The sequence below is a fragment of the Desulfovibrio sp. SGI.133 genome, assembly GCF_050313955.1.
Classification (GTDB): Bacteria; Desulfobacterota; Desulfovibrionia; order Desulfovibrionales; family Desulfovibrionaceae; genus Desulfovibrio.
Genome location: NZ_JBNPMK010000001.1, coordinates 398895 through 424996, shown reverse-complemented (window position 1 = coordinate 424996; position 26102 = coordinate 398895). Strand labels below are relative to the sequence as shown.

The window sequence follows — 26102 nt, the reverse complement described above, 5'->3', positions numbered from 1 at the left end:
GGAGATAGTATGGACACCATCATCACGAATGCAACGGGATACAGCTCCGTCGAGTACAGCAGGCTGCTGGAGCAGGCCCAGGCGAAGGGTGTCAGTGCCGCCAAGGTCGATGAGGCCCTGATCGATGCCATCCAGGCCGGCAAGGACTTTACCGCGGCCGTCAAGGACGTGCGGAGCCAGCTGCCCGACCTGGCGTCGCCCGGAGAAAATTCGGGGGACCTGTCCGGTTGGGTGGCCCTGCCCAGCCCCGCGGCCATGTTCGCTTCCGTGATCCTCAAGGATGCGGCGGAGCAGCGGCGCACCAACCGCAGCATCATCCAGGCGCAGGGGCTGCAGATCGTCGACCTGATGGAACAGCAGGCCGACAAGATCGAGACGGGCGCCATCCAGAAGTTTGCCTGCGCCGTGACCGGGGCCGTGGTCAATATGGCGGCCGGTGGGGCCAGCCTGGGCGTGGCTGCCGCCGGTGTGGGCAGATCCTCGAGCGGCGGGCTGAACATGCGCGCGGGCAATGCCGCGGACGGCCAGCTCACGGCCGCAGTTGCGCAGTCGTTCAATACCATGCTTTCTTCGGCCGGAAGCATGTTCACGGCGGGCGGGGAGTTCGGCCAGAGCATGCAGTCTGCCGAGGCCAAGCGTCTGGAGGCCCAGCAGGAGCAGATCCGCACCATGATGGAGCAGACCAAGCAGACCAACGAGGCGCTCAAGGACCTGGTCTCCAAGTCTCTGGACTTCATGAGCTCCATGCAGGCCAACATGAACCAGACCCGCACCAAGATCCTGGGATGATCCGGCAGCGCCCGTAAGGGCGCGCCGGTCCGGAAGAAAAAGGTTTGACGATGACGCTTGTTTTTGCGTACCGTTAAACTGTGTTTGGACATGAAAGACGTATGCAGGACTGCCTATGGTTTCGCTGGATGACAAGGTCCGTGCCCTTGCGGTGACGGCCGGCTGGAAGACCCCCCGTCCGGGACAGGACGGCTCATACAGCTTTCGGCTGGAGGATGGCCTTGACCTGAAAGTCTTTTCTCCTGACGGGCGCTTGTGTTTCCTTCTGGCTGACCTGCGCGCCCTGCCGGAGCCGGGACATGAACGAGACAGTCTGCTCCGCAAAGTGGCAGGCCAGCAGGCCGGCATCTGCCGCGAGCGAGCCTCGGTCGTGGCCCTTGAACCGCAGGAAGATGCGGCTGCCCGGGGCCTGGACGGAGAGCGCCTGATATTGCAATCCCGGGTGCCTGTGGACGTGCCCCAGCAGCAGTTCGATAACGCTGTCCGGGATTTCCTCAATGACCTCGCCTGGTGGAAAAAAAACCTGGGGGACTCGCCGCGTGAGGAGTTGCCTCCCATGTTCTCCATGTCGGGTACGTTTTTCGGAGGCGTCTATTGAAGCGCCTTGTAGCTGTCTGCCTGTGCTGGATCTTCTGCTGCCTTCTGGCAACGGAAGGTCTTTGCGCGTCTTCCCGCAGCGCCTTCCCGTTCCGGGCGGCGTTCTCTCATTATGCGGACAATGAAAATATCTGCACGGTCCTTTTCGCTTTTGCCCGCGCCGAAGGCTATGGCTCGGTGTGCAGTCCTGCCCTCAAGGGGCAGATGAGCGGTCGTTTCGAGCAGGTGGATCCCCGTACGTTCCTCAACGGCATGCGTTCGGCCTTCGGGGTGCGCTGGTATACGCAGGGACGTACGGTGACGTTCTGGAACGACAGCGAAAAGGCGGAAGCCTTCCTGGCGCCGTCCACGGTCTCGGCCGCTGCCTTGCGGGACATGCTGCGCAGTGCGGGCATGATCTCGCCGCAGCTGCCCGTCAAACTGCTGCACGCCCAGAATCTGCTTTCGGTCAGCGGTCCGCCCATCTATCTGGACCAGCTGCGCGGGGCCATGAAAGCTTTTGAAGATGCCCAGGGCAGCCGCAGTGTCATGCGCGTGTTCCCGCTCAAGTACGCCTGGGCGGAAGACATGAAAGTCAACAGCATGGATTCCACCGTGACCATCCCCGGTGTGGCCAGCATCCTGCAGGCCATGGCCAACGGGACCCCCCTGACCGGGTCACAGGTGACGGTGCAGCCGTCGGCGCAGGGCGGTCTGCGGGGCAAGGGGCTGATCGCCATGAACGCCTCGACGGATACGTCCCAGGCTGCGTCGGCAGTCCCCCAGAACGGGAAGGATCAGTCCGGGACGACTGCCGGGCCCAGCATCATCGCCGACCCCCGGGTCAATGCCGTTGTGGTGACTGATGCCGAATACCGCATGAGCTATTATGCCAAGGTCATCGCCGATCTGGACAAGCCTGTGGAGCTTGTGGAGATCCATGCGGCCATCGTGGATATCGACAGCGATTTCTCCCGTGATTTCGGCGTCAACTGGTCGGGTACCGGTGCTTACGGCAAGCACTGGACAGGCGGCGGCAGTGCCGGGGGCACTTCGACCAGCGGCATCTTCCCCTCTGCCGGGGCTTCCAGTGCCGGGGGCCTTTCCTATTCCACCCTGTATTCCTACGGCTCGGACTACTTCCTGGCCCGCGTCACCGCTCTGGAAGAAGACGGTCAGGCCCGCGTGCTGGGCAAGCCTTCCGTGCTGACCATGGACAACGTGCAGGCCTCGCTGGAAAATACCAGCTCCTACTACGTTCCCGTATCGGGCAACGAGTCTTCCGACCTGTTCAAGATCGACTCCGGGACCGTCCTGAAGGTGACGCCCCACATCATCCCCGGCCTGCCGGGGCAGACGGACAGCATCAAGCTCATGGTCAGCGTGCAGGACGACCGGGATGACGGGTCCAGCCTTTTTTCCGTGGATCCCAACAACCTTTCTCCCATCAAGCAGACCAAGATCAATACTCAGGCCATCGTGGGAGAAGGGCAGAGCCTGCTCATCGGGGGGCATTATTACGAGATTCAGAGCGATGCGGAGACCGGCATCCCCGGCCTCAAGAACATCCCCATCCTGGGCGGCCTGTTCGGTTCTACGGGCAAAAAGCACCAGCGCATGGAGCGTCTTATCCTGATCACGCCGCGCATCGTCCGCATGGATACGGCCTCCAATGTGCCCTCCCGCGTGGATGATCCCCGTTTCAGCCGGACGCCGACACAGGCCGACTATGAGGAACGCCGTCCCAAGGAGATGCCTGTGGGCGGGTGTGCTCGTCGCCGTGAACTGGCGCCGGACGTGCAGCCCGCACCTCCTGTGACGGTCACGCCCCAGCCGGCACCTGTGCCCGCCACCAACAAGAGCATCCAGAATTCGACCATGCCGCAGCCTATCCTGACTCCTGTCAGCGCGGGAGCCCAGCCGGTGCCGACCCCTGTCGGCAGCACGTCTGTTTCTGCCGGAGGACGGCAGTGACCTGCAGCCGGGGCAGCAGCATCTGCCTGTATGTCTTTTCCGGGCCGCATCTGGGGGCCTGTGTTGAACTGACGGAGGGAAGCTGGGTCGTCGGGTCTGATGATGCCTGCGACATCATCCTGACCGGCCTTGCTCCCCGCCATGCCGTTCTGGATATTTCGTCCGAAGAGAATGCCTTTCCCGTACTGGCCGTGACGCCCCTGGATGGTCCCCTTCGCCTGCAGGGAGAAGAGCCCGTGGAGCCCGCCGAGGCCGATGGTCCCTTGCGTCCCGCAGCCGGGAGCGCCTGGTATCTTGGCACGACCTGTTTTGCCTGGAACCGTCCCGGAGTCCCCCAGGAAAGTCTTGTACCGGAGCTGTCCCCGCACGCCCGCACCGCCGGGGCCGAAGAAGCGGCGCCCGCGGAGGCAGAATCTGTCCCCGCTGTCACGGAGACAGCGGAGCTGTTGCCGACCGCCAATGATCTTGGCATGGACGCCGGGGCTTCGGAAACACTGTTGCCGGATGTCCCGGAATCTTCCCCCGCTCGCCGTGTCGGCTGGCGGGCCTTGCTGCTGGTATTGGTGGCGATTTTTCTGCTTGCGTTGTCGCTGATGGTCAGGCCTGCGGACTCTGATCCTGAACATTATCCTGAGATCATTAAAAAATATCTTGAAGATGCCGGCATACGCGGGCTGGCTGTAAGCCGCCGTGATCCCGGAGTGGAGATCCGCGGGACAGTGGCGGACGATGCTGCCATGATCCGCTTGCGCGACATGGCACGTAGCTTGCATATTCCTGTGTACCTGGAAGTTGCCGTACAGGAAGACATGCTGCGTGCTGTGCGCAGTTCGCTTGGTATCCGCGGTTTCCATCCTGATGTCGTCCTGTGGGAGAACAAGGGCAATCCGCGTTTGCAGGTCAGGGCCTATATGAAGGACGAGCTGCTGGAGGCAGCGGCTTTCACGGCCCTCAAGGCCGAAGTCCGGGGCCTGCCGGCGGTGGACCGGCACATCGTTTACGAAAAGGATCTGGCGCCGGTGCTGGATGCGGCCCTGCAGCGGGAAGGTCTGGGGAGCGTCCGGGTCATCTACCTGCCGGGCAGGGTGGATTTTTCCGGTGATTTTCGGCCGGAAGACACCAGAAAACTGGACGCCATCCGTCAGGATGCCAGCGAGCTGTTCGGTGTTCGGTTGCACGGGACCTCGTCGGCGTCGGGCGCTCTGGCAGCTGCAGAGCGCTCCCTGACACCTTCCCGGGACGGTGAACCCGCCGCTGCCACACCAGCCCGGCCTTCGGGCAGTGCCGGCGGGGATCCCCTGGGCGGGCTGCGCGTGACCGGTGTCACCATGTCGCCCATGCGTTTCGTGACTACCGCCGACGGCAGACGCCTGTTTGAAGGCGCTGTGCTCCCCAGCGGCTGGACCCTGGAGAGCATCGATACCAAAGTCCTTGTCCTGCGTAACGGCAGCCAGGTCGTCAGTCACAGATTGAGAGGTAAATGATGGAAATGGAATCAGCCTTTGATATGCTGGCGGAAGATCCGTCGGGCCGTGGCCTCAAGCAGCTTCGCGAGGAGCTGTTCGAGATGCGGACGGACGTCAAGCGCGCCATGGATGCCGGCATGACGTCAGACGAGATGGCTGTTGCCCGGCAGGTCATGACCGCCGTGGATGCCGCGGAGAAGGTGGCGGAGCGTGTCTACGATACGCTGAACCGCTGATCCGGGAAAAGCCGCCGCAGACTGCGGATGGCCGGTGTGGCCGGTCCCCGCAGCTTAGGAGCGCCCTGCCGGCCGCAGCGCCGGGCAGCAGAAAGCGTAAGAGCAAGATGACCGCATTGCGGATCAGTCAGGAGAATATCATGAATATAGGAAGCTCGGGCGGGATCGATATCGGCCAGCTGTTCCAGAATGCCACCAACGGTCTGAGCCAGGACGGGCAGGCCCTGCAGGCCAAGATGGACCAGATCAGCGCCTCCGGCGAGGTGGACCAGATGCAATTGCTGGAGCTGCAGTTCGCCATGGGGCAGTATAACGCCAAGCTGGAGACCATCTCCTCGGTGACCAAGAGCATCCAGGACATGCTCAAGTCTCTGGCCCAGCGGACGGGCTAGCCTCCGGGAACGGAGGTGTGCAGGCAAGAATGTTGTGACGGGGCCGTTTCCCGGCCCCTAAAACGGGAGAAATATATGGTTTCCGAAAGACAGATGGCCCGCCTGCTGGATCTGGCCAATCTGGCTTGCCAAAAAGGGCTCGTCGGGGAGGCAAGGACCATTTTTCAGGCAGTCCTGGCGCTCAGGCCGGGGTTCGCGCCGGCCCTTGTGGGGCTGGCATTTTCTCATGTGGTCGTGGACGATTTCGATACAGCGCTCACCATCCTGGACCAGGTCCTTGCGGATAATGCCGCTGATGCCGACGCCCTTGCCATGCGTGGCCTTGCCTGTCTGCTGGCCGGGCGCAGAGGAGAGGCGGAGCAGGCCTTTGCCGCCATTCCGCAGGATTGCGCTGCGGCCGATATGGCCCGGGCCGTCATGGAAGTCGCCTGATAGGCGGCATGACGTTTTGTCCACCGGGAGGCACGGCGCATGATCCCCGCATCGGCACAAGGGGCGACCAAGCTGCTGGAAGCTCTGGAAAAGCTTTCCCAATGGGCGGGCGAGCCTTCCGGGGGAGGCCCTTCCGGCGCGCCGTCGCGTGAGCTGGTGCGGGCCTTCGAAGAGGCGCTTTCCACGGCTCCGGCGGAAGGGCCCGCAGCTGCGACCGGTGAGGGCGGCACTGCTGCATCATCGGCAGCGGCGCTCCTGCCGGGACCGGCGGAATCCATGCCGTGCCCGCCAGTTACCGGAGCAGGGGCGGAAGGCTCTCTTGCCGTGGAACAGCCCGCCGCAGCTGGTGGCGCTGATGTCCCCGCCGGGCAGGAGGTGACGGAGCCGCAGGCTGTCTTCCAGAGCGAAGGGATCTCCCGCCAGGATGTTCTGGAAGAGCTGGGCCAGTTGCTGGAGCGTGTCTCCGCGCAGGGGGCGGCCATCAGCCCGCAGGAATTGCTGCATGTGCAGCAGCTTGTGGGCATGCTCAACGTACAGGCCAAAGTGGGTGTCCAGACATCGCAGCAGACGACGCAAGGCCTGGAGGGTCTGCTGCGCCAGTCCGGTTAGGCACCCGTATTTTATCAGAGGTTTTTTCATGCTGCGTCCCATGCTTTTTTTGCTGCTTTCCCTGCTTCTGCTCCTTTCCGGCTGTAAAGTGGAGATGTACTCCGGTCTGTCCGAGGATCAGGCCAACCAGATGCTTTCCACCTTGCTGCGACGGGGGATCGAGGCGGAAAAGCAGGCCGCAGGCAAAAACGGCTATACCCTGCTGGTGGATGACGACCAGCTGGTGCGCGCCCTGCAGGTCCTCAAGGAGAACAGCCTGCCGCGCGAAGCCTTCAAAAACCTGGGAGAAGTGTTTGCCGGTGACGGCATGATCTCGTCCACCTCCGAGGTCCAGGCTCGCATGTCCTACGCCCTTTCGCAGGAGCTGGCGGACACGCTCTCGCGCATCGACGGTGTGCTGACGGCCCGCGTCCACGTGGTGCTCGGCGTCAACGACAAGGTGAACAACATCACCATCGCGCCTTCTGCGGCGGTTTTCCTGCGTCATACCCTGGATTCGCCCGTGGTCAACCTTGTGCCCGAGATCAGGGAGCTGGTGGCGGGCGCCGTGGCCTCGCTCAAATACGACAATGTGAGCGTGATGCTGGTCCCGGTACGGGAAAGCGTGACGGTACCGGATACGAAGCTCCCGTCCCCGCTGCTCTCGCCGGGGGCCCATACGCCCGCCCTGCTGTTGCAGATGCTGGCCATGGCGGCAGTGCTCCTGGCCTTGGGCGTGGGGGGCTGGGTCTATGGTCGCCGTCTGCTGGCCCGTCGTCGCGCTGCCCGTGAAGCCCTTGAGGCCGGGGAGGGGGATGACACCGGCAAGCAGGGTGAGGCCTGATGCACAAACAGTTTTTTGCGGACGTCCTCGCGCGTCGTCCGGCCCTGTGGCAGCGCCTGCTGCAAGCCAATCTGCCGGAAGGCGGGCCGCGGCTCCCGGATGACTGCCGTGAACAGCTGGGCGGGGCTGCGGACAGCCTCTGGGCCTGGCTGCAGCAGCGGCCTTTGACGCACGGACCGGTCGCTATTGAAAGCGGGCCTGTCGAGCAGGTCCCCTTTTGGGACTATGCCGAGGAGTCGCGCCGCCTGGCTCTTCTGGATGCTCCGGCGCTGCTGGAACTGTGCCGGGTGACGGGCGTTGTCCTGCATGCTCCGGCCATCGCGACGGTGTTGCTGCGGGATGAGGTCCTGCCCTTGCGGGAATCCCTGGGAGAGGAGACCTATCAGTACGCCCTGCAGCGGGGTCGTTACCAGCTGGGAGGCGTGCGGCGCTTTTTCCAGTGGCTGGATACGGATCTGCCCCTGGCGGAACGCTGTGCCCTGCACGGCAACATGGCACTGCGTCTGGTGGCCGGGCTTTGGCCGGAAGATGTGGCCCTGCGCGTCTGCGATCGTCTGCCCGCGCTGCCGGAGGCGGCCGTGCTGCCGTCTCTGACGGAAGATGAGTGCCACGAGTTGTGGCGCGGGGTGAAAAAATTGCTGCTCAAGGAGGTGGCTCCGTCATGGGCGCCGTGTTTCGACTGACGGGCAATACCGTGATGCCCGCCCCTGGGGTGCGGGTGCTGCGCGCGGCCGATTATGCGCGTCTTGTAGAAGCCAACGATGTGCTGGCCGCTGCCCGGGAACGGGCTGCCGCCATGGCTGCCGAGGCGGAAAAAGCCTACGAGGAGCGCAGGCAGGCAGGCTATGAGGACGGTCTCATGGAAGGCCGCATGGAGCAGGCCGAAAAGATGATGGAAACGGCCATGCAGGCCGTGGAATACATCGAAGGTGTGGAAGCCAAACTCGTGGGCGTAGTGACCTCCGCCGTACGCAAGATCATCGGCGAGCTGGACGACCGGGAATGCACGGTGCGCGTGGTGCGCAATGCCCTGAACGCCGTGCGCAGCCAGCAGCGTGTGCTTATCCGTGTCTCTCCTGACGACAAGGACGCGGTGCGGAGCTCGCTGGCGGCCATGATCTCGTCCGCTCCCAACGGCGCCACGTTTCTGGACGTGACGGCCGATCCCCGCATGAAGCCCGGGGACTGCATCCTGGAATGCGAGCTGGGGGTCGTGGACGCCAGCCTGGAGACCCAGCTCAAGGCTATCGAGCACGCCTTGCTGGGCAAGATCAGGGAGTCGTAGATGGCCTTCGAATATATCGGCGACCTGCTGGAAGAGGCCGTCCGCGACGTCAATCCCCTGGAGACGCGGGGACGCGTGGAGCAGGTGGTGGGCACCATCATCCGTGCCGTGGTCCCCGGCGTGAAAGTGGGGGAACTCTGCCTGCTGCGCAATCCCTGGGAAGACTGGAGCCTCAAGGCCGAGGTGGTCGGCTTTGTCAGGAATGTGGCCCTGCTGTCGCCCCTGGGCAATATGCAGGGCATCTCCCCGGCCACGGAAGTCATCCCCACGGGCGAGATACTCTCCGTCCCCGTGGGCTATGAGCTGCTGGGCCGCGTGGTGGATGGTCTGGGGCAGGCCATGGACGGTGGTCCGGCCATCAGGACGCGCACCCACTATCCGCTGGTGGCCGAAGCGCCCAATCCCATGACCCGCAAGGTCATCAGCAAGCCCATCTCCTTGGGCCTGCGCGTCATCGACGGCGTGCTGACCTGCGGGGAAGGGCAGCGCATGGGCATCTTCGCCGCGGCCGGCGGCGGCAAGTCCACCCTGTTGTCCAGCATCCTCAAAGGCTGCACGGCCGATGTCTGCGTGCTGGCGCTCATCGGGGAACGCGGCCGCGAAGTGCGGGAATTCATCGAACGCGACATCGGTCCGGAAGGGCGAAAAAAGGCCGTGCTCGTGGTCTCCACATCGGACCGTTCCTCCATGGAGCGGCTCAAGGCCGCCTATACGGCCACGGCCATTGCCGAATATTTCCGCGATCAGGGCAAGAGCGTGCTGCTGATGATGGATTCCGTGACCCGTTTCGGACGCGCCCAGCGCGAGATCGGTCTGGCGGCCGGAGAGCCTCCGACCCGCCGGGGCTTCCCGCCCTCGGTTTTTTCGGAACTGCCCAAGCTCATGGAACGGGCGGGCAATTCCGACAAAGGCTCCATCACCGCCTTGTATACGGTGCTGGTGGAAGGTGATGACATGACCGAACCCATCGCCGACGAGACCCGGTCCATCCTTGACGGGCATATCGTGCTTTCGCGCAAGCTGGCCGCTGCCAACCATTATCCCGCCATCGACGTCCAGGCCAGCGTCAGCCGCGTCATGAACGCCGTGGTGGACAAGGAGCACAAGGCCGCGGCCCAGGCCCTGCGCAAGATACTGGCCAAGTATGCGGAAGTGGAGCTGCTGGTGCAGATCGGCGAATACAAGAAAGGGGCCGATGCCGAGGCGGACTTCGCCTTGGGGCATATCCAGGCGGTCAATGCCTTCTTGCGCCAGGGGCTGGAGGAAAAAAGTTCGTTCGAGGAGACCCTGGCGGCCCTGAAAAAGGTCGTGCTGTAAGCGGGGCCCGGCCTCTGCATATGGCAAAGGTGCATCATGGCGCAACGACTCTATCCTTTGCAGGCCCTGCTGTCCGTTCGCCACTATCGGGAGGACGCCGCCCGCAATGTCTTGCGGCTGGAAGAACGCCGGCTGGTACAGGCTCGTGAGGAAGTGGGGCGGCGGCAGGCCGAGCTGGAACGCTACCGTATCTGGCGGCAGGAAGAAGAGGAGCGGCGTTATGCCGCCATCCTGGGGGCCAGCCTTTCTCTGGAAGAGGTGGCGGATTTTCGGGCCTCTTTGGGTATGCTGGCCACCGGAGAGCAGGAACGCTTCCAGGCCGTGCGCCAGGCAGAGGAGCAGGTGCGGCAGCAGGAACAGGCCGTGACCGGTGCGCAAAGGGCCGTGGCCCTGGCCCGCCGGGAAGCGGCGAAGATCGAGAAACATCGTGACATCTGGCAGGAGAACGCCAAACGGGAGCAGGAGCATCTGGAAGATCTGGAGCTGGAGGAGTTCTCCACCCCTTCCCGCGCCAGTGACGATGCCTGAGGCCACCCGCAGAGTGTTCGGCCGGATCCGCATGGCGGCATATGCTGGAGGTGCCCATGGGCATGGAGATCAGTTCCCGACGTTTGCAGGAAGCGGATTCCCGCATGCAGGCGGAGCGTGAAGGCGCGGATCGTCCCGTGGACGACAGGGACAAGGAACGTTTTGACCGGGCCATGCAGGAATCCCAGGAACGGGACGGGCAGAGCGGTCAGGAAAATGATCGGGGCGGTTCCCGGCAGGATGCCCTGTCGCCGCAGGCGCTGCTGGACAGCCTTTTCGGCAGCCGCATGCAGAACATGCAGACGGGCGCCGCACAGGCAGCTCCGGCTCCCGGGGATGTGGACGCCCTCGTGAACGAACTGGTGGACCGTATCCTGGTCTCCGAGCCGGGCAAGGGCTCCCAGGAAGTCCGCATCACGCTGGGGCAGGGTCCCCTTTCCGGTGCGGAGCTGAGTCTGGCCCGGGCGCAGGACGGACAGCTGTTCATCCGGCTCGCCTGCGCCGATCCGGCGTCCTTCCAGACGGCGGTGGGGGCACAGGATGCCTTGCGCAGCGCTCTGGAGCGCAGTGGCGAGAACGTTCGCGTGGAGGTCGTCCAGAGCCGGACGGACGGCGGCAATGAAGGCGATGCCCGGCAGCAGTCCCGGGGGCGCCAGGATTACGTCCCTGACGTGGAGTAGCTACGGCCGCCACACGGCGTGCACGATATTTTCCCCCTCCGAAGGGGAGCGGACAGATCCCGCTGATTTCGGAAAAGGTGAGTCATGTCCCAGGTGATCCCTTCCCGGCCTTTCATTCCGCCGGCGCTGCCGCCATTGCATGCGCGGCTGGTCAATGCTCTCGTCTGCCGGGCCCTGCCGTTGTCCGTACCGCTGGATGCCGGAGCGGAGCAGCCTGTTCCCTGTACGCTGTCGTTCAATGTCGCGGCGGCCACCGCGGAGCAGGATGTTCCCTTTGTTCCGGCGGCCGTGCTGTATCTGCACAGTGGCGAGGATCTGTGGCAGCTGGAATGGTCATCCTTGGAGGCGCTGGCCCTGAGGCCGGATCTTGCCGCCTGGCGCGGCGCCCAGCCCGCAGGGGAGCAGACCTTTGCCCGCCTGCCCGGCGAATTGTGTCTGGCTGTTCTGGAGCGTTTGCTGGTGCCTGCGCTGCAACGGCTGGAACCCTTCCTGGGCTGTGAACTGCGTTTTACCGGAGCGCCGCAGGCCGGGATCGCCTGGGGCGGTTCGTTGCCCCTGCGGCTGGATCTGCCCGGTGGTGAGGCTGTCTTCCTGCGTCTGTCCTGGGCGAAGGAAAATGCCGTACGCTATGTGCTGGAGCGGCTGGAACAGCTTCCCATGCGCACGGAGGCCAAGCCCCGCTTCTCGGGGACATTGGCCTGCCCGCTGGAAGCAGGGCACATGCATCTGTCTGTGGACGAGGCGGCGACGCTGGTCCCGGGGGATGTCCTTTTGCCGGAGAGCTGGGCCCCTGAGACGCCGCGTCTGCGCCTGCCGCAGGGCAGGGCACTGGCCTGCCGGCTTGGGGAAGGGAGCTTGTCCGTGCTGGGGCCGGATATGGGCGACCCCGGCCGGGAGTCTGCAGAGAAAGAAAGCGAGGACGGCATGAATGAAGGACAGCTGGCCCCCACCGGGGGCGTTCAGGATGATGGGGCCGCCGCAGAATCCGCCACGGTGGACCCTGCGTCCGTCGGAGCGCTGGAGCTGCCTGTGGTCTTTGAGATCGGCAGGCTGCAACTTCGTCTGGATGAACTGGCGGCGCTGGTCCCCGGGCATACACTGGCCCTGGGCGGCGAGACACCGTCGCCCGTCGTGGACATCCGTGTTGCGGGTCAGCTGCTGGCGCAGGGACGTCTGGTGGATGTAGGCGGCATGCCGGGCGTACAGATCACCCGCATGCATGCCGCCGGACAGGACAGCGGTACGCCGCAGGGGGCCGGGGATGGAACTGGCCGGGATTAATCCCCTCTATCTCATCGCGGGTCTGGCGCTCTTAGGGCTGGCGCCCTTCCTGCTCATGATGGTCACATCCTATGTGAAGATCGTGGTGGTCACGAGCCTTGTCCGCAACGCTCTGGGCGTGCAGCAGGTACCGCCTGCCATGGTCATGAACGGCCTGGCCATCATCCTGACGATCTTCATCATGGCGCCGGTGGCCATGGATACCAAGGCCCTGTTGGAGGAGCAGCGTTTCAGCGCGAACCCAAAGCCTTCGGAGATGCTGGAGACCCTGCAGGCCGTCTCGCCGCCGTTGCGGCAATTCCTGGAAAAGAACACCAGCCCCGCCATCCTGCAGGAATTCATGGGTACGGCCCAGCGCATATGGCCGGAGCATCAGCGGCAGAGCATCACGCGTGACAACATGTTCATCCTGGTGCCGGCCTTTACCATCACGGAGCTGACCAAGGCCTTCCAGATCGGCTTTTTGCTCTATTTGCCTTTCGTTGCCATAGACCTTATTATTTCCAACGTCCTGCTGGCCATGGGCATGATGATGGTCTCGCCCATGACCATTTCCCTGCCGTTCAAGCTGCTGCTGTTCGTGACGCTGGACGGCTGGCTGAAGATCAGTCAGGGCCTGCTGCTCAGCTATCAGTAGCCAGATTCGGAGGTTCTATGGAAGTCATCGTAACGGAACAGGACGGTATCGCCATCGTGGAGCTTGCAGGCCGCATGGACGCCACGACGACACCGGAATTCGAAAACGCGACCCGCGCGCTGTTGGAAGCGGGCAAGCAGCGTCTGCTCATCGACATGTCCCGGCTGGAATATATCAGCTCCGCCGGTCTGCGGGGCATCCTGGGGCTAGTCAAGGCGCTCAAGGCCTGTGCCGGCAAGCTGGCCTTCTGTTCCCTGCAGCCCATGACGGCGGAAGTGTTCCGCATCTCCGGGTTCAACGCCATGCTGACTGTCCGGGACAGTCGGCAGGAAGCCCTTGCGGCTCTGGCCGGCTGAGAGGGCAAGGAGGTAGGCTGTGGCCAGAATCATGCTTCCCGCCCGTGTTGACAGCTGCGCGTCGGCCATGGAATTCCTGCGTGAACACCTGGCCGCCGACTATGCCGACATCCTTGGTTTCGTGGAACTGGCAGTAGAAGAACTGCTGGTCAATGTGGCCACCTATGCCTATGCCGGTACCTGCCCGCAGGAAGGCGACAGGAGCGCCCACTGGGGGCAGATGGAACTGGGCTTCAAGCGGGTGAGCATGGACAGCGCGCCCTTCCTCTGCGTCTGGATACGGGACTGGGGCACGTCTTTCGATCCGTTCATGGAGACCGCCACGCCGGACACGTCGCTGGCTGCGGAGGATCGCCCCATCGGCGGTCTGGGCGTCCATCTGGTCAAGAACGTTTCCGCGCACCACTGCTACAGCGGTGATGACGGCACCAATACCATCGAACTCTATTTCCAGCTTGCCCACGACGAAAATTGAGCCGTGAAGGATAGCCGCTGCCTTCGTTTTTTCTGTTTGTTTTGCCTGCTGCTGTGCCTTTTGCCGGCCGGGGGCTGTGGCTCCCGGACGTCCAGACACATGCCGCCTCCGCCGGAAGCGGCGTTGCCGCCGGTGCCTCTGCAGCCCGGTACGGGCATCCTTTCCCATGAATATCAGGAGCAGAAGGTCCTGCCGCGTATGGTGCGGGTCGCTTCCCTGCCGCAGAAAAAAGCCCTGGGCGATGCCCGGCAGACCGCAGCGGCCATGACGGCTCCTGCCCCCCAGACCATGACCGTGGCCGCCGTATCGGCGGCTGACCGGGACGCGCGGCAGGCTTTTGCTGCCGCTCCGGTACGGCGTACGTCTTTTCGTCCGCCGTCCGCACCGGTGATCCATGACGACATCGTGCCCCCTGCACCTGAGGAATGGCGCCGTCTGGCCCGTGAGGCCGAGGAGATTTTCGGCCTTGACGCGGGGCTTGTCCTGGCGGTCATCCAGGCCGAGTCCTCTTTTGACCACACTGCGGTCTCACCCGTAGGGGCCCAGGGGGCCATGCAGATCATGCCCCATACCCAAGAAGAGCTGGGGCTCATCGACCCCTTTGATCCCCGGGCCAATGTCTATGCCGGTTCCCAGTATTTGATGCACCAGTTGCAGCGCTTCGGCTCCGTGGAGCTGGCCTTGGCGGCCTACAATGCCGGGCCCGGCAGCGTGGAGCAGTACGGCGGTATCCCGCCTTTTCCTGAAACGCAGGAATTCGTCCGGCGCGTCCTGGTCTACTGGAACCGGAACGTTCCTGCGGACCAGCCGACGCACTCTTAAGAACAGGCAAGGCGGGAGCCCTTGCCGCCGTCTCTCATCTCCTCTGCCAGCCTTTATGCTGACGCGGGGCCGCCACAAGCTTCGCCGCCTGGTGCTTTAGCTAAGCCCTTCCGGCGCTGAACCGGTGGCCTTCCTCTATCTATCTTCTCTTTTCCTTCTGCTTCCTCCGTTCCTTTTTGCCTCTTGTTTTCCATGGCCGGAGGCTAAGCTGTCTGTCGGCGCATCCGGGAGTTCTCGGGAGTATCCTGTCCATATCGATTTTTCCGAGGGGCCTGTCTGGCGTCCTTTCTCGGCTTACTGCGGGCTCTGGCCGTTTGCCCGGCCAAGGATGATACGTTCCCCTCGCGGTGCCGTCAGCGGGGAATGACGCCGGATATAATCCCCCGTCAGCTCCCTGACGGACAGGGGGCTGGTGGCCAGCAGACGGCCTTGCCGCAACATCCCGAAACCGTCACCGCCTGACGCCAGAAAATCGCTCAGGACCACACCATAACGGGCCTGAGGATCCAGTGCCTGCCGCTGGCCGCGTTCGTCCACGATATGGACGTCCTGCAGGCGCCGACCTGCAGGACGGCTGGGGTCCGCCTCATAGGCTAGGCCCGCTACCTGCAACAGCTGCGGCCCCTCCCCATCGGGCCCGGATACGGCGTGTTCCAGAGCGTCCATAATCTGTTTGCCTGAATATTCGCGGACATACACCTGACCGTCAAAGGGATGCAGGGCCAGCAGATCCCCCCGGGAAATGTCGCCTGCGGGCAGGGAGGCCCGGAGGGCGCCGCCGTTCACCAGAGCCAGGCGGGCACCCTGTTTTCTTCCGTATTCCAGAAAAGCGTCTGCCGTCAGCAGGCCGCTGAAGCAGTCGCCCTTGCGGCAGGCTTCCATGCCGTCCGGCATCCGCACGCTGTGGCGGCCCACGATCTCTTTACGATAGCGCTCCAGGCTTTCCGCGTAGCTGGCCACCAGACGGGTCATGGCCTCGTCCTGCGGCAGGGCCGGGACGAGTTCCCTGGGGCCGCCTGTCCAGGCCACGGGAATGCCCGTCGCATCGAAGGTGATGTTCAGATCCCCCAGATAGCGGGTCGCACGGGCGGCTGTCACCACAAGGACAGGAGCGCCGTCCGGTGCGTGTTCCACGATGGGGTAGGGACCATCCTTGGAACCGGGGCCGAGATAGGTGTGGGTATGGCCGCCCACGATGACATCTACGCCGTTGACGCTGCGGGCCAGCTCCCTGTCCCGTTCCAGCCCCAGATGGGTCACGACGATGATATGCCGGATGCCCTGTGCCTCCAGTTCGGCGACATACTGCTGCAGGGTTGTCCGTGCATCCCGGAACGTGGTCCGGGGGCAGGCTGCCGCCAGTCCGGTGACTTCGTCATTGGCCAGCCCGATGATGCCCACCCTGGTCTCGCGTACCGTCCGGACAAGATAGGGGCGTATGCGGCTCTCGGCCAGCGGGCAGCCCTGCTGCGGCGTCAGATTGGCGGCCAGTACCGGCAGGGGCTGGGCCTCCAGGAAACGGGCCAGTTCGTCGCACCCCTCGTCGAATTCATGATTACCCAGGGTCATGGCGTCGTAGGGCAGCAGTGCGTCCGCAGCGGCGATCACGGGCCACTTGTTGACGCTATAGAACAGGGTGCCCTGGAACTGGTCGCCCGCGTCCAGGGCGATGACGTTGTCCTGTTCTTGCCGGGCAGTCTGGATGGCTGCACTGATGCGAGCCAGGCCGCCGCGGCAGTCTGTGGCCTCGAAACAGGCGTTCATCTGTCCATCAATACCGGCAAGGAAGGCGTGGGTATCGTTCACGTGCAGGAGACGCAACTCCAGCCCATCACTCGGCGACGCCGTGCGGTGTGCGGGAGAGCAGGCAGCCACGATGAGGAAGAGGGCACAGAGAAGGGCCGTGACCGGAAGAAACATCTGTCGTTCCCGTGGCAGGTGATGCATGGATATATCCTTTATGTTGCCTGATGTGCGGAGGTGTCGGACGTCGATGAATGTGGACCGGGAGGAGCTTCATCGTTGGCCTGGCAGGGGAGGGCAGGCAGCTGCTGCATGATTGATGCTGAATCTGGTCGTACACAGCCAATGTGCCTGTGCGTCCCTTGAGGCAGGGGGCCGCACCGGACGGTATGCATGGACGGGATAGAAATCCGCTCCCGCGCCCCGAAGATTGTTATATGGGGAGCCCGCAAAAGGGAAGAGCATGGCAGGTCGGTAGCGGGGCAACTTGCTGGCGGTCTCCCTGTAGCGCCGCATGCGTTGTTCCGGGAGGAGAGTCGGGGAAGAAAAAACGGCACCTGCATGACTGCAAGTGCCGTTGGACATGAGGTCTGGTCAGGGCGAAGGGTGTGTATGGCTGACAGTCTGCCGGTCAAGCCGGACAGGGGAAGGCGTTAAAGCGCTTCCCGGTAGATGTTGACGGCATCCTGCAGCGAGACGCTGCGCGGATTGTTGCCCAGCAGACGGGTCACCTGCAGCACGGATTCGGCCAGCACGGGCACATCGTCGGGCGTGACGCCATAGTCGGCGAGATGACGGGGCACCTGCAGGTCGCGGGCCAGGCTTTCCAGAGCATCGAGGCAGCGACCGGCGGCCTTTTCGGGGCTCAAGCCGGTGGTGTTTTCTCCCAACATGGCGGCCAGTCGGGCAAAGCGTTCCATGTTGCCCACCATATTGAAGCGGAAGACAGGCAGAAGCATCAGGGTATTGGCCAGGCCGTGTGGGATGTGGTAACGCGCGCCGATGGGGTAGGCGAAGGCATGCACGGCCGTGACGCCCGCATTGCAGAAAGCCACACCGGCATAGAAGCTGCCGGTCAACATGGCCTGCCGGGCCTGGATGTCCTCACCGCGGGCCCAGGCCTTGCGCAGGTTGGGAGCGATGAGGGCGATGGCATGTTCCGCCCACATGTCGGTGAGAGGCGTGGCATGGATCGAGGTGTAGGCTTCCATGGCGTGGATGAGGGCATCCATGCCGCTGGCGGCGGTGGGGCCCTTGGGAAGGCTCAGGGTCAGTTCGGGATCCAGGATCACGCTGGCGGGCAGCATATGGCGGCTGACGATGCCCATTTTCAGCTGGGCGGCTTCGTCGGAGAGGATGGCGATGTCCGTGACTTCGCTCCCCGTACCGGCGGAAGTGGGGACGAGGATCAGGGGCGCCCCCGGCTTGGCCACTTTCTCGATACCGTACAGTTCGCGGATATCCTGCTGGTTGCCCAGCAGCACGGAGCAGGTCTTGGCGGTATCCAGCGAGGAGCCGCCACCGATACCGATGACGCAGTCGGCACCAAAGGCACGGGCCTGTTCGGCGGCAGCCAGAACGCTCTCCACCCGGGGTTCGGGTTCCACATCGGCATGGATCGCCACCTCAAAGCCTTTTTCACGCAGCAGGGCAGCGGTCTTTTCCGTCAGGCCCAGCTTGGCCAGGATGGGGTCGCAGACCAGAAAAATCTTGTGGCCGTTCAGCGAGGCGGCCTCTTCGGCGATATTCCCGTAAAAGCTGCCGCATCCGTTGACGATACGGCGACAGATCTTGAACGTCGTGATATCCATGGTGTTCTCTCAGATGTTGATGGTTCCTGTATGCCTGCCTACAGGCTGCTGAGGCCCAGCAGCTTCATGCCGTTCTCATAAAAGAGTTTGCGACGGCATTCTTCAGTAAGGTCGAGGCGCTGATATTTTTCGACGGCCTTGTGAACTTCCACGAAGGGATTGGCGCTGGCAAAGACGACTTTGTCCGTGATGTATTCGTTGGCGGCCTGGATGTAGTTCTGCCCCATCAGCTTGGATTCGCAGGTGGAGAAATCCATGTAGACATTGCTGTGGCGCAGGACCAGGGCGATGGCCTCCAGCACCCAGGGATAGCCGCCGTGGCTGAGCAGGATCTTCAGTTCGGGGAAGTCGGTGGCCACGCGGTCGATGTGGCGGGGATCGGTGGAATCCAGGACGACCTTGGGCATGAAGGGGGAAAGACCGGCGGTCATGATGACGGGGATGTCGAATTCGCAGCACATGGCATACAGCGGATAGAATTTGGCATCGTCCACAGCGCAGTGAGCCATGGCGGCGTCGATGGCGGCACCGCGGATACCGTCTTCGAGAACGGCCTTGCGGAAGCGGCGCACCGCCGTCATGCCCTTGTGGGGATCATAGGCCCAGAAGCCGATGAACAGGTCGGGCGCTGCCGCCATGCATTGCAGCACGTCGTCGTTGGTGCTTTTGATGGCATAGGTGGATTCGATGTCGCGCCCGGAGACGACAGCCTTGGCGATGTCGAGACCGCGCAGTTCGTCGATGCATTCCGGCAGGCTCTTCTCGGGGCGGGAGCAGAAATCCGTCTTTTTGATGTATTCGCAATACACGGGGTTTTTGATGACACTGTCGAGAGAGGCGCGGGTGCTGGGGCGATAGCGGAAGTCGATGATCTTCATGATGTTCTCTTACAGGTTGATGGTGAGGTTCTTGCGGACGAGGGAAAGGGCCAGAGCGAAGACGCCCGTGAGGCAGAGGACATAAGGAATGATGCCGAAGTGGCTGTAGACCAGGACAGGCAGCCAGGTCCCCAGGGCGCTGAAGGTGTAATAAATGGAAAGATAGACGCCGTTGGTCATGTTTTTTTCGGCCTGGCTCATGCGGTTCACCACGCCGGGCAGCGTGGTGTAGACCAGTACGAAGCCGGCCGTCATGCCGAATATGGCCAGGAGCAGAGAAAGCGGGCTCGAAGGGAGCAGGATCGGGACAGAGGCGAGGAAGATAAGGACGCCGCAACGGATAGTGCGCATCTCGCCGTGCAACAGGTGCATGACCCGCTTGGAGAAAATTCCCAGCAGGGAACAGATGAAAGCAGGGACATAGAGCAGGCCTGTAGCCCAACTGCCGGCATCGGGCAGGAGTTCCCGCATGCGGAAGGGCGCCAGGTTCAGGACAGACGCATGGGCGAAGATGCACAGGGGGCCGATGAGCATAAGCAGCAACAGGCCCGGCTGGCGCAACACCCGTAACAGATGTACCGGAGAAAAAACGTCATGCTGTGTGCTCCGGGTCTGCTGCACGAACAGGAGACAGGGCAGCACAGAGGCCAGCAGGATGGCATAGGTCAGGAAGGCTGTCTGCCAGCCAAGCCAGCTGGCGATGAAGCCGGAGCCTATCCTGCCCAGAAAGGCCCCGAACATGGTCGTCGTGGTGTAGATGGTCATGGCCCGCTGCAAGGATTCCTGACGGCTGTGCAGGGAAATATGTGTCATCAGGGCCAGCAGTATGGCAGGGATCAGGAGGCCGGCCAAAGTACGCAGTACCAGCAATTGCCAGAAGGCCGTGGTGAACGAGGCGGTCAAAAGGACAAGGGCGCACAGGCCGGTGGTCATCTGCAAAAGACGGCGGGTGCTGCACAGGTTGAGGATATAGCCGTAGCAGATCGGTGCCAGCCCCAGCGGCAGGATGGCCAGCGTCATGAGCAGACTGGCGGACTGGCTGCCGACCCCGAAATGCTGCTGGATGACCGGCAGCAGGGGCTGGGGACCATAGAGGGCGGCAAAGGCCGCAAAGGTCGTCCAGAGCAGGACAAGGAATTCCACCTTGCCCAGGCTGGGGGCCGGTGAACATGTGGACATGGGGGCTGCTTCCTCCGCATGGTTTGGGGGAGGCTGGCAGGATCTCCCCGTTGCGGAGCGGCAAAGCAAAAAGAGTGCCGCCATGAATCTTTACGTCTATTTTTTATACATAACTAATTTATAATATTTATAAAAATAATTTTTCAAAGCATATATCCCATAGAAGTAAAAGAAAAAGGGCGGGGAATATATTGCATTTTTGCATTGCATAGATGCATGATGGCTTTCTACAGTAAAAGAAAGTCTTCACAATTTGCATGGATGCAGTATCATCGAAAAAAACAGCCGGGGCCGGTCTGGCCTGACGGCATGTTCCGTGACATATCTCCAATTTTTTCAGGGCCTGCCATGAGTTCTACGGGTATTCAACTTTTACCGCAGCAGCTTGTCCCCCTTATGCCCATCCTGGATGCCATGAGCGATGGTGTCCTTGTGGTGGACGCCAGCGGCAGCATCATTGCCGTCAATAAAAGCATGAGGCGTTTTTACCAGGGGGGCGAGACGCCTTTCCCCGGATATCCGCTGTCGGATTTCAATGCCGCTGACTGGGTGGAGGCCAAGCGGGTGCTGACATCGGGAAAGCCCCTGCTGGGGCAGACCATGCACCTGCCTGCGGCCACGGTGGTGGCCAACCGGCTGCCCATCTTGCAGAACGGCAAGGTGGCGGGCGTGGTCTGCGCCATGCAGGAGATCTCATCGCTGGATGCTGTGGTGCGCCAGCTGGGAGCGTATCGGGAGCTGGACAGCCAGCTGAAAGGATTGCTGGAGGCCCTGCCGCAGGCCGTACTGGTAACAGATGCGGAAGGGCGCATCCTGCGGGTCAATGCTCCCTGCTGTCGCTTGTGCGGCATGGAGCGTGACAGCTTGCAGGGGCGCAACGTTCGCGAGCTGGAAAAGGATTTTCCCGAACTGTCCGTGGAGGTCGCGCACTGTCTCCAGCGGGCTCTGCCTGCCCAGAGCATCGCCCGCTGCCAGGGGCGGCCCTTGCTGCTGTGGTCGGTCCCCTCGCTGGATAACCATAAAAAGCCCCGCTTCGTCGTGGTCTCGCTCATGGATCTGGAGCGCTTCGACTATGTGCGCCAGCAGCTGGAAGATAGCCGCCGGAGCGCTGAAGAGGCGGAAGCCGTGGCGCACGGGGGCGATATCTTCAGTCAGGTGACCCAGGAAGTGGGCATGGTCGTCCGCAGCGCGGCCATACGGCGCGTGGTCGACAGGGCCATCAAGGTCAGCCAGACGGACAGCTCCGTTCTTCTGCAGGGCGAATCCGGCGTGGGCAAGAGTATGCTGGCGGCCATCGTGCATAGGCTTTCGCCCCGAAAGAACGGGCCGTTCGTCTCCATCAACTGTGGCGCCATCCCCGAACAGCTCATGGAGAGCGAGCTTTTCGGCTATGAACGCGGGGCCTTCAGCGGTGCCAATCCTAAGGGCAAGACAGGTCTGCTGGAGGCGGCTCACGGCGGCACGGTCTTTTTTGACGAGATCGGTGAACTTCCCCTGCCCATGCAAGTCAAGCTGCTGGAAGCCCTGGATAAACACGCCTTCCTGCGGGTGGGGGGGACGAAGCCCGTTTCCGTGGATGTCCGCATCGTGGCGGCCACCAACAGGAACCTGGCCGAGGATGTGGAGCAGGGGAGGTTCCGCAAGGACCTTTTCTACCGGCTCAACGTCATCCCGATCCTGATCCCGCCATTGCGGGAACGCAAGGAAGATATCTATGCGCTGGCCCTGGACATGTTGGACAGACATAACGCCCGGCATGGCTGCCAGAAGCGCCTTTCTCCCGAAGTCATCGACCTGCTGCTTTCCCACCCCTTTCCGGGCAATGCCCGGGAGCTGGGCAATATCATGGAATGGATGCTGGTCATGTCCGAAGGCAATGTCCTGCGGCCCGACGATCTGCCCCTTTCCATGCGGCAGGGGAGCCCTGTGCAGGCGGCAGCCCCGGTCGAGCAGGAGGGGGATGCCGCAAGCCTTGTCTACCAGCACGGCAAACCCTTGAAGGACATCCTTTTTGCTGTGGAGGAAGAATGCCTGCGGCAGGCGCTGCAACGTTGCGCGACCATGCATGAGGCGGCCCAGATGCTGGGGATGCATCCCACCACCCTATGGCGCAAGCTCGCGCAGCACAATATGGGACAGGAAGGTAAGGCGTGATGGCAGGGGAAGCAGTGGAAAACCTTTCCAGAGAGATGGTCCTGGTCTCCCATATACAGCGGGGGGCCGTACAGGACGGGCCCGGCTGGCGGACGACGGTCTATCTTAAGGGCTGCCCCTTGCGCTGCCCGTGGTGCTACAATGCCGAGAGCCTGCATTTTCAGCAGGAATTGCGCTATGTGCCGCAGTTCTGCATCGGGGCGTCGGCTTGCGGCAGGTGTCTGGACGTATGCAGCTCGGGGGGAATCGTCCCGCCGGGGCCGGACACGGACGGCAGGCCCGTGGTACGGCGGCAGCTTTGCCGCGTCTGCGGGGAGTGTACGCGAGTCTGTCCCTCGGGGGCGCTTTCGCTGGTAGGGCGGGCCATGACGGCCGCGGAGATCGTGCAGGAAGCGGAAAAGGACAGGGACTTTTACAGTACCTCCGGCGGAGGGCTGACCCTGAGCGGCGGTGAACCGCTGGTTCGGCCTGCCCTGGCAGCAGCGGTCATGACGCTGGCCCGCCAGAAGGGGCTGCATACCGCCATCGAGACCTGCGGCTGGTTCGACCTGGACGCCCCGGAGAACAGGACCGCCCTGCAGCATTGCGACTTGCTGATATTTGACCTCAAGCATCTGGACAGTCGCCAGCACCGGGCGTTCACCCATATGGACAACAGCCGGATACTGGAGAATCTGGACAGGATTGTGCGTGAGTTCCCGGCCTTGCCCCTCTGGGTCAGGACACCGGTCGTCCGGGGCTTCAATGACAATGAGGCAGATATCCGGGACATGGCCCGCCATGTGGCTCAGCTGCCTACGGTGACGCGCCACGAGCTGTTGCCGTGTCTGCCGGTAGGGGAAGAAAAATATGCCCAACTCGGGATGGTTCGTTCCCAGCTGGCCAGCGTTGGGCCCGACAGTGCCCAGTTGCGGGAGCTGCGGGCCGTGGTGGCCGCCTGCCGCCGTGAGGCGCGGCACGGACGGGCAGAAGGGGAGGCGTGATGAAGACTGCCATGACGAGTCCGCGGGCACGTACGGCCCGCATATTGTCGCGTTTCGCGGGCCAGGTGCCTCGCCTGTCGGTGGACAGGGCACGTTATTTCACCCGCTCGTTCCGTACCACGGAGCACCTGCCGCTGGTGGTGCGCTGGGCCAAGGCCCTGGCGCATGTCATGGAGAACATAGATGTTCAGATCCTGCCCGACGAGCTCATCGTGGGCAGAGGCGGGCCAGAGGGACTCTACGGCATTCTTTATCCCGAACTGGAAGGAGCCTATTTTGCCACTGCCGGCAGCCTGCTGGAATCGGCGGAAGATATGCCGCATCATTTTTCTGCGCAGGATATCGCCGTCATCCGCGATGAGTTGCTGCCCTTCTGGGCCGGCAGAACTTTCCGGGAAAGCCTGGCCGATGCGGTGCCCCTGCATCTGCGCAGACTTCTTTACAAGGATGGGGACATCTATGTGCCGTCCTTCATCATCCACGAAACAGCCACGGTCCGCCATTCTCTGCAATGGGTTCTGGATTACGGCAAGGTCCTGCAACGGGGCTTTTGCGGCATCTATCAGGAGGCCGCCCGGCGTCTGGACGCGCTGGACATCAACGACCCGGCCAACAACTGGGACAAGGCGCCTTTCTACCGGGCGGTGATGATCCTATGCGAAGGCATCCGGAGCTTTGCCTGCCGTTATGCCGCACTTGCCCGGCAGCAGGCGGCAGACTGTGGCGATGCCGTGCGCCGTGGCGAGCTGGAGCGCATCGCGGCCATTTGTGAGCATGTGCCCTGGCAGCCCGCCCGCACGTTCCATGAGGCTTTGCAGGCCCAGTGGTTCACGCAGCTGGTGTCGCGTCTGGAACAACTGCACGGCGGCATCATCAGCAACGGGCGCATGGATCAGTACCTGTATCCTTTTTACAAAAAGGACAGGGAGGAGGGCCGCCTGGATGAAGAGCAGGCCCTGGAGCTGCTGGATTGTCTGTGGCTGAATATGGCTCAGTTCGTACGTGTCCAGCCGACGGCGGCCGGGATCCAGATCTATGAGGGCAACGCCCACTGGGAACATACCTGCATCGGAGGGCAGCTGGCGGACGGCAGTGATGCCACCAACGAACTTTCCTGGCTGCTGCTGCGTTCCCGGCGCGAGTTCCCGCTGGATTACCCCGACCTCAGCCTGCGGATCCATGAGGGCACGCCGGAAGATCTGCTGCGGGCGGCCTGTGCCGCCATCCGTGAGGGGCGCGGCCCGAAATTCATGAATGATGTCGAGATCATCGATCTGTTCGTGAGGAAAGGGGCGAGCCTTGAGGAGGCACGCGACTACAGCGGTTCCGGCTGCAGTGAGGTCCGCCTGATCAACCGGACGACCTATCTGACCGGCACCACCTGGTTCAATCTGGCAGCCGTTCTCGAGATGGTGTTGTACAACGGGCATTGCAGCATGGAAGGAAGCGGCCGTCTGGGACTGGAGACCGGCGATCCGTGCACGTTCAGCACCTACACGGCTTTTGAAGAAGCCTTTTTCGCCCAGCTTTCCTTCATCCTGGAGCAGGTCCTCATCCAGCAGTATGTAGCGGATACCCTGCGGCCCGCCCATGTGGCGGCACCACTGCTTTCCAGTCTGCATGATCTCTGCATGGAGCAGGGCAGGGACATTAACGTGGGCAGGCTGGAAGGCGCCCTGATCCTGGGCGGGCAGATCGGCCCTACCGGGTTCGCGACAGTGGTGGATTCGTTGGCGGCCATCCGCTGGTTGGTCTATGAGCGGCGTGTTCTGGATATGGCCCGACTTCTGGAGGCCCTCAAAAACAACTTTGAAGGCTTCGAGCTGGAACGCCAGTATTGCCTGGCCGCCCCCAAGTTCGGCAATCAGGATGACAGGGTCGATGACATCGCTGCCAGGCTCGACCGTTTCATGGTCGAATTCTGCGGCCGCCATCTTAATTATTACGGCGGCACTCCCGAGGTCTTTTATGTACCGGTGACCAGCCATCGGGCCATGGGGGGCGTCACGGGCGCCACACCTGACGGGCGCCGGGCCGGTGACGCACTTTCTGCGGGGGTCTCACCGGGGGCGGGCTGTGCCCGCAACGGCTATACGGCGATTCTGCATTCCGTGGCCGCCTGCAAATATGAGCAGGGTCTGGCCCGTGCCGCCCGCATGCTGGACATTTATATACCGCCGCGTGCCGTGGCCGGTGAGGACGGCTGTGCCAGGATGGCGTCCTTCGTCAGGACCTGGAGCCGTCAGAAGCACTGGCACCTCAACATCTGTATGCAGGATGCCCTGCAGCTGCTGGCCGCCCGCAACGACAAAGAAAAATTCTATGCCCAGATGATGCCTTTCGAGGGCTATGCGGCCCTTCCGGGGCCGCTGCGGCCGGAGGCACAGGCAGAATTGCTGCGGGATACGACGGAGCAGGACACGCCGCTCTGATGGCCTGTATCATGTGAAGCTTTTCCTTATACGCAGAAAAGGGGGACGCACAGCGTCCCTCTTTTTTTGTGTCGTAAGGCCCTGATCGGATCGATTTTGCCCGTTTTTCCCACGGACTAGTCCAGTTTATCTGCAATAAATAATTATTATTTATTTCTATATTGCATTTGTACGATATTGCAAAATCGAAATAAATAATATAACTATTTGTTTTTATTTATTTTATTTGTTCTTATAGGGATAT

General features: G+C 62.7%; 26 protein-coding genes. 22 read left to right on the top strand and 4 right to left on the bottom strand.

Translation table 11 applies throughout. The features are described 5' to 3' along the window. Positions 1-9: 9 nt before the first annotated feature. The 19 genes from ACQRBR_RS02015 to ACQRBR_RS01925 all read left to right on the top strand — a co-directional run bounded on the left by ACQRBR_RS02015 (position 10) and on the right by ACQRBR_RS01925 (position 14678). Positions 10-789, top strand: a complete 780-nt coding sequence (locus ACQRBR_RS02015) for a hypothetical protein (RefSeq protein ID WP_427812175.1) — start codon at positions 10-12, stop codon at positions 787-789. A gap of 115 nt (positions 790-904) precedes the next feature. Then, positions 905-1387 carry a molecular chaperone Tir gene (locus ACQRBR_RS02010; RefSeq protein ID WP_303878538.1) on the top strand — a complete coding sequence of 161 codons (483 nt, stop codon included), beginning with the start codon at positions 905-907 and terminating at the stop codon, positions 1385-1387. Continuing rightward, entirely contained in the window at positions 1384-3339 is a 1956-nt protein-coding gene (sctC, locus tag ACQRBR_RS02005; RefSeq protein ID WP_427812174.1) for a type III secretion system outer membrane ring subunit SctC, read from the top strand. Before ACQRBR_RS02010 ends, sctC begins: the two co-directional genes overlap by 4 nt. After that, complete coding sequence (gene sctD / locus ACQRBR_RS02000; RefSeq protein WP_427812173.1) at positions 3336-4823, top strand: type III secretion system inner membrane ring subunit SctD; 1488 nt, start codon at positions 3336-3338, stop codon at positions 4821-4823. Before sctC ends, sctD begins: the two co-directional genes overlap by 4 nt. Continuing rightward, entirely contained in the window at positions 4820-5041 is a 222-nt protein-coding gene (locus ACQRBR_RS01995) for a hypothetical protein (protein ID WP_204625455.1), read from the top strand. The genes sctD and ACQRBR_RS01995 overlap by 4 nt, the downstream gene beginning before the upstream one ends. A 140-nt stretch (positions 5042-5181) precedes the next feature. Continuing rightward, entirely contained in the window at positions 5182-5433 is a 252-nt protein-coding gene (locus tag ACQRBR_RS01990) for an EscF/YscF/HrpA family type III secretion system needle major subunit (protein WP_040369130.1), read from the top strand. 75 nt (positions 5434-5508) lie between these two features. Then, on the top strand, positions 5509-5865 hold the full coding sequence (locus ACQRBR_RS01985; RefSeq protein WP_303878546.1) for a tetratricopeptide repeat protein: 357 nt from the start codon (positions 5509-5511) through the stop codon (positions 5863-5865). 39 nt (positions 5866-5904) lie between these two features. Then, positions 5905-6474: a hypothetical protein gene (locus ACQRBR_RS01980; RefSeq protein WP_427812172.1), complete on the top strand. Its 570-nt coding sequence runs from the start codon at positions 5905-5907 to the stop codon at positions 6472-6474. Positions 6475-6502: 28 nt separating this feature from the next. Beyond that, positions 6503-7297, top strand: coding sequence for a type III secretion system inner membrane ring lipoprotein SctJ (gene sctJ / locus ACQRBR_RS01975; RefSeq protein WP_040369131.1), 795 nt, complete (start codon positions 6503-6505; stop codon positions 7295-7297). Beyond that, positions 7297-7980, top strand: coding sequence for a SctK family type III secretion system sorting platform protein (locus ACQRBR_RS01970; RefSeq protein WP_427812171.1), 684 nt, complete (start codon positions 7297-7299; stop codon positions 7978-7980). The genes sctJ and ACQRBR_RS01970 overlap by 1 nt, the downstream gene beginning before the upstream one ends. Beyond that, the gene (locus ACQRBR_RS01965) at positions 7959-8582 is read left to right on the top strand and encodes an HrpE/YscL family type III secretion apparatus protein (protein WP_204673975.1); all 624 of its coding nucleotides are present in this window, start codon (positions 7959-7961) and stop codon (positions 8580-8582) included. The genes ACQRBR_RS01970 and ACQRBR_RS01965 overlap by 22 nt, the downstream gene beginning before the upstream one ends. Further along, complete coding sequence (sctN, locus tag ACQRBR_RS01960; protein ID WP_006004792.1) at positions 8583-9899, top strand: type III secretion system ATPase SctN; 1317 nt, start codon at positions 8583-8585, stop codon at positions 9897-9899. 36 nt (positions 9900-9935) lie between these two features. Beyond that, positions 9936-10427 carry a type III secretion system stalk subunit SctO gene (sctO, locus tag ACQRBR_RS01955; RefSeq protein ID WP_427812170.1) on the top strand — a complete coding sequence of 164 codons (492 nt, stop codon included), beginning with the start codon at positions 9936-9938 and terminating at the stop codon, positions 10425-10427. Between the two features lie 56 nt (positions 10428-10483). Then, entirely contained in the window at positions 10484-11107 is a 624-nt protein-coding gene (locus ACQRBR_RS01950) for a type III secretion HpaP family protein (RefSeq protein ID WP_427812169.1), read from the top strand. An 84-nt stretch (positions 11108-11191) separates the two neighbouring features. Beyond that, positions 11192-12388, top strand: a complete 1197-nt coding sequence (gene sctQ, locus ACQRBR_RS01945) for a type III secretion system cytoplasmic ring protein SctQ (RefSeq protein ID WP_427812168.1) — start codon at positions 11192-11194, stop codon at positions 12386-12388. Beyond that, positions 12375-13025 (top strand): type III secretion system export apparatus subunit SctR, encoded by a 651-nt coding sequence (gene sctR, locus ACQRBR_RS01940; protein WP_321031709.1) that lies wholly within the window; start codon positions 12375-12377, stop codon positions 13023-13025. Before sctQ ends, sctR begins: the two co-directional genes overlap by 14 nt. Before the next feature lie 17 nt (positions 13026-13042). After that, a complete protein-coding gene (locus ACQRBR_RS01935; protein WP_168936127.1) occupies positions 13043-13381 on the top strand; it encodes an STAS domain-containing protein in 339 nt (112 codons plus the stop codon). A 19-nt stretch (positions 13382-13400) separates the two neighbouring features. Beyond that, entirely contained in the window at positions 13401-13856 is a 456-nt protein-coding gene (locus ACQRBR_RS01930; protein ID WP_321031707.1) for an ATP-binding protein, read from the top strand. 99 nt (positions 13857-13955) lie between these two features. After that, a complete protein-coding gene (locus ACQRBR_RS01925) occupies positions 13956-14678 on the top strand; it encodes a lytic transglycosylase domain-containing protein (RefSeq protein ID WP_427812167.1) in 723 nt (240 codons plus the stop codon). A 294-nt stretch (positions 14679-14972) separates the two neighbouring features. Here the strand turns inward: ACQRBR_RS01925 and ACQRBR_RS01920 are convergent, their stop codons facing one another. The 4 genes from ACQRBR_RS01920 to ACQRBR_RS01905 form a co-directional block, all read right to left on the bottom strand. Further along, the gene (locus ACQRBR_RS01920; protein WP_427812258.1) at positions 14973-16598 is read right to left on the bottom strand and encodes a bifunctional metallophosphatase/5'-nucleotidase; all 1626 of its coding nucleotides are present in this window, start codon (positions 16596-16598) and stop codon (positions 14973-14975) included. A gap of 476 nt (positions 16599-17074) precedes the next feature. Next, positions 17075-18232, bottom strand: a complete 1158-nt coding sequence (locus ACQRBR_RS01915) for an iron-containing alcohol dehydrogenase (RefSeq protein ID WP_427812166.1) — start codon at positions 18230-18232, stop codon at positions 17075-17077. Between the two features lie 38 nt (positions 18233-18270). Continuing rightward, on the bottom strand, positions 18271-19110 hold the full coding sequence (locus ACQRBR_RS01910) for an amidohydrolase family protein (RefSeq protein ID WP_303878586.1): 840 nt from the start codon (positions 19108-19110) through the stop codon (positions 18271-18273). 9 nt (positions 19111-19119) lie between these two features. Further along, positions 19120-20289, bottom strand: coding sequence for an MFS transporter (locus ACQRBR_RS01905; RefSeq protein WP_427812165.1), 1170 nt, complete (start codon positions 20287-20289; stop codon positions 19120-19122). A gap of 414 nt (positions 20290-20703) precedes the next feature. Between ACQRBR_RS01905 and ACQRBR_RS01900 the strand changes: the two genes are divergently transcribed. From ACQRBR_RS01900 to ACQRBR_RS01890, 3 genes are read left to right on the top strand one after another with little or no spacing between them, the layout of a single operon-like run. After that, positions 20704-22443, top strand: a complete 1740-nt coding sequence (locus tag ACQRBR_RS01900; protein ID WP_321127891.1) for a sigma 54-interacting transcriptional regulator — start codon at positions 20704-20706, stop codon at positions 22441-22443. After that, positions 22443-23426 carry a glycyl-radical enzyme activating protein gene (locus ACQRBR_RS01895; RefSeq protein WP_427812164.1) on the top strand — a complete coding sequence of 328 codons (984 nt, stop codon included), beginning with the start codon at positions 22443-22445 and terminating at the stop codon, positions 23424-23426. The genes ACQRBR_RS01900 and ACQRBR_RS01895 overlap by 1 nt, the downstream gene beginning before the upstream one ends. After that, positions 23426-25858 carry a pyruvate formate lyase family protein gene (locus tag ACQRBR_RS01890; protein WP_427812163.1) on the top strand — a complete coding sequence of 811 codons (2433 nt, stop codon included), beginning with the start codon at positions 23426-23428 and terminating at the stop codon, positions 25856-25858. Before ACQRBR_RS01895 ends, ACQRBR_RS01890 begins: the two co-directional genes overlap by 1 nt. Positions 25859-26102 lie beyond the last annotated feature (244 nt).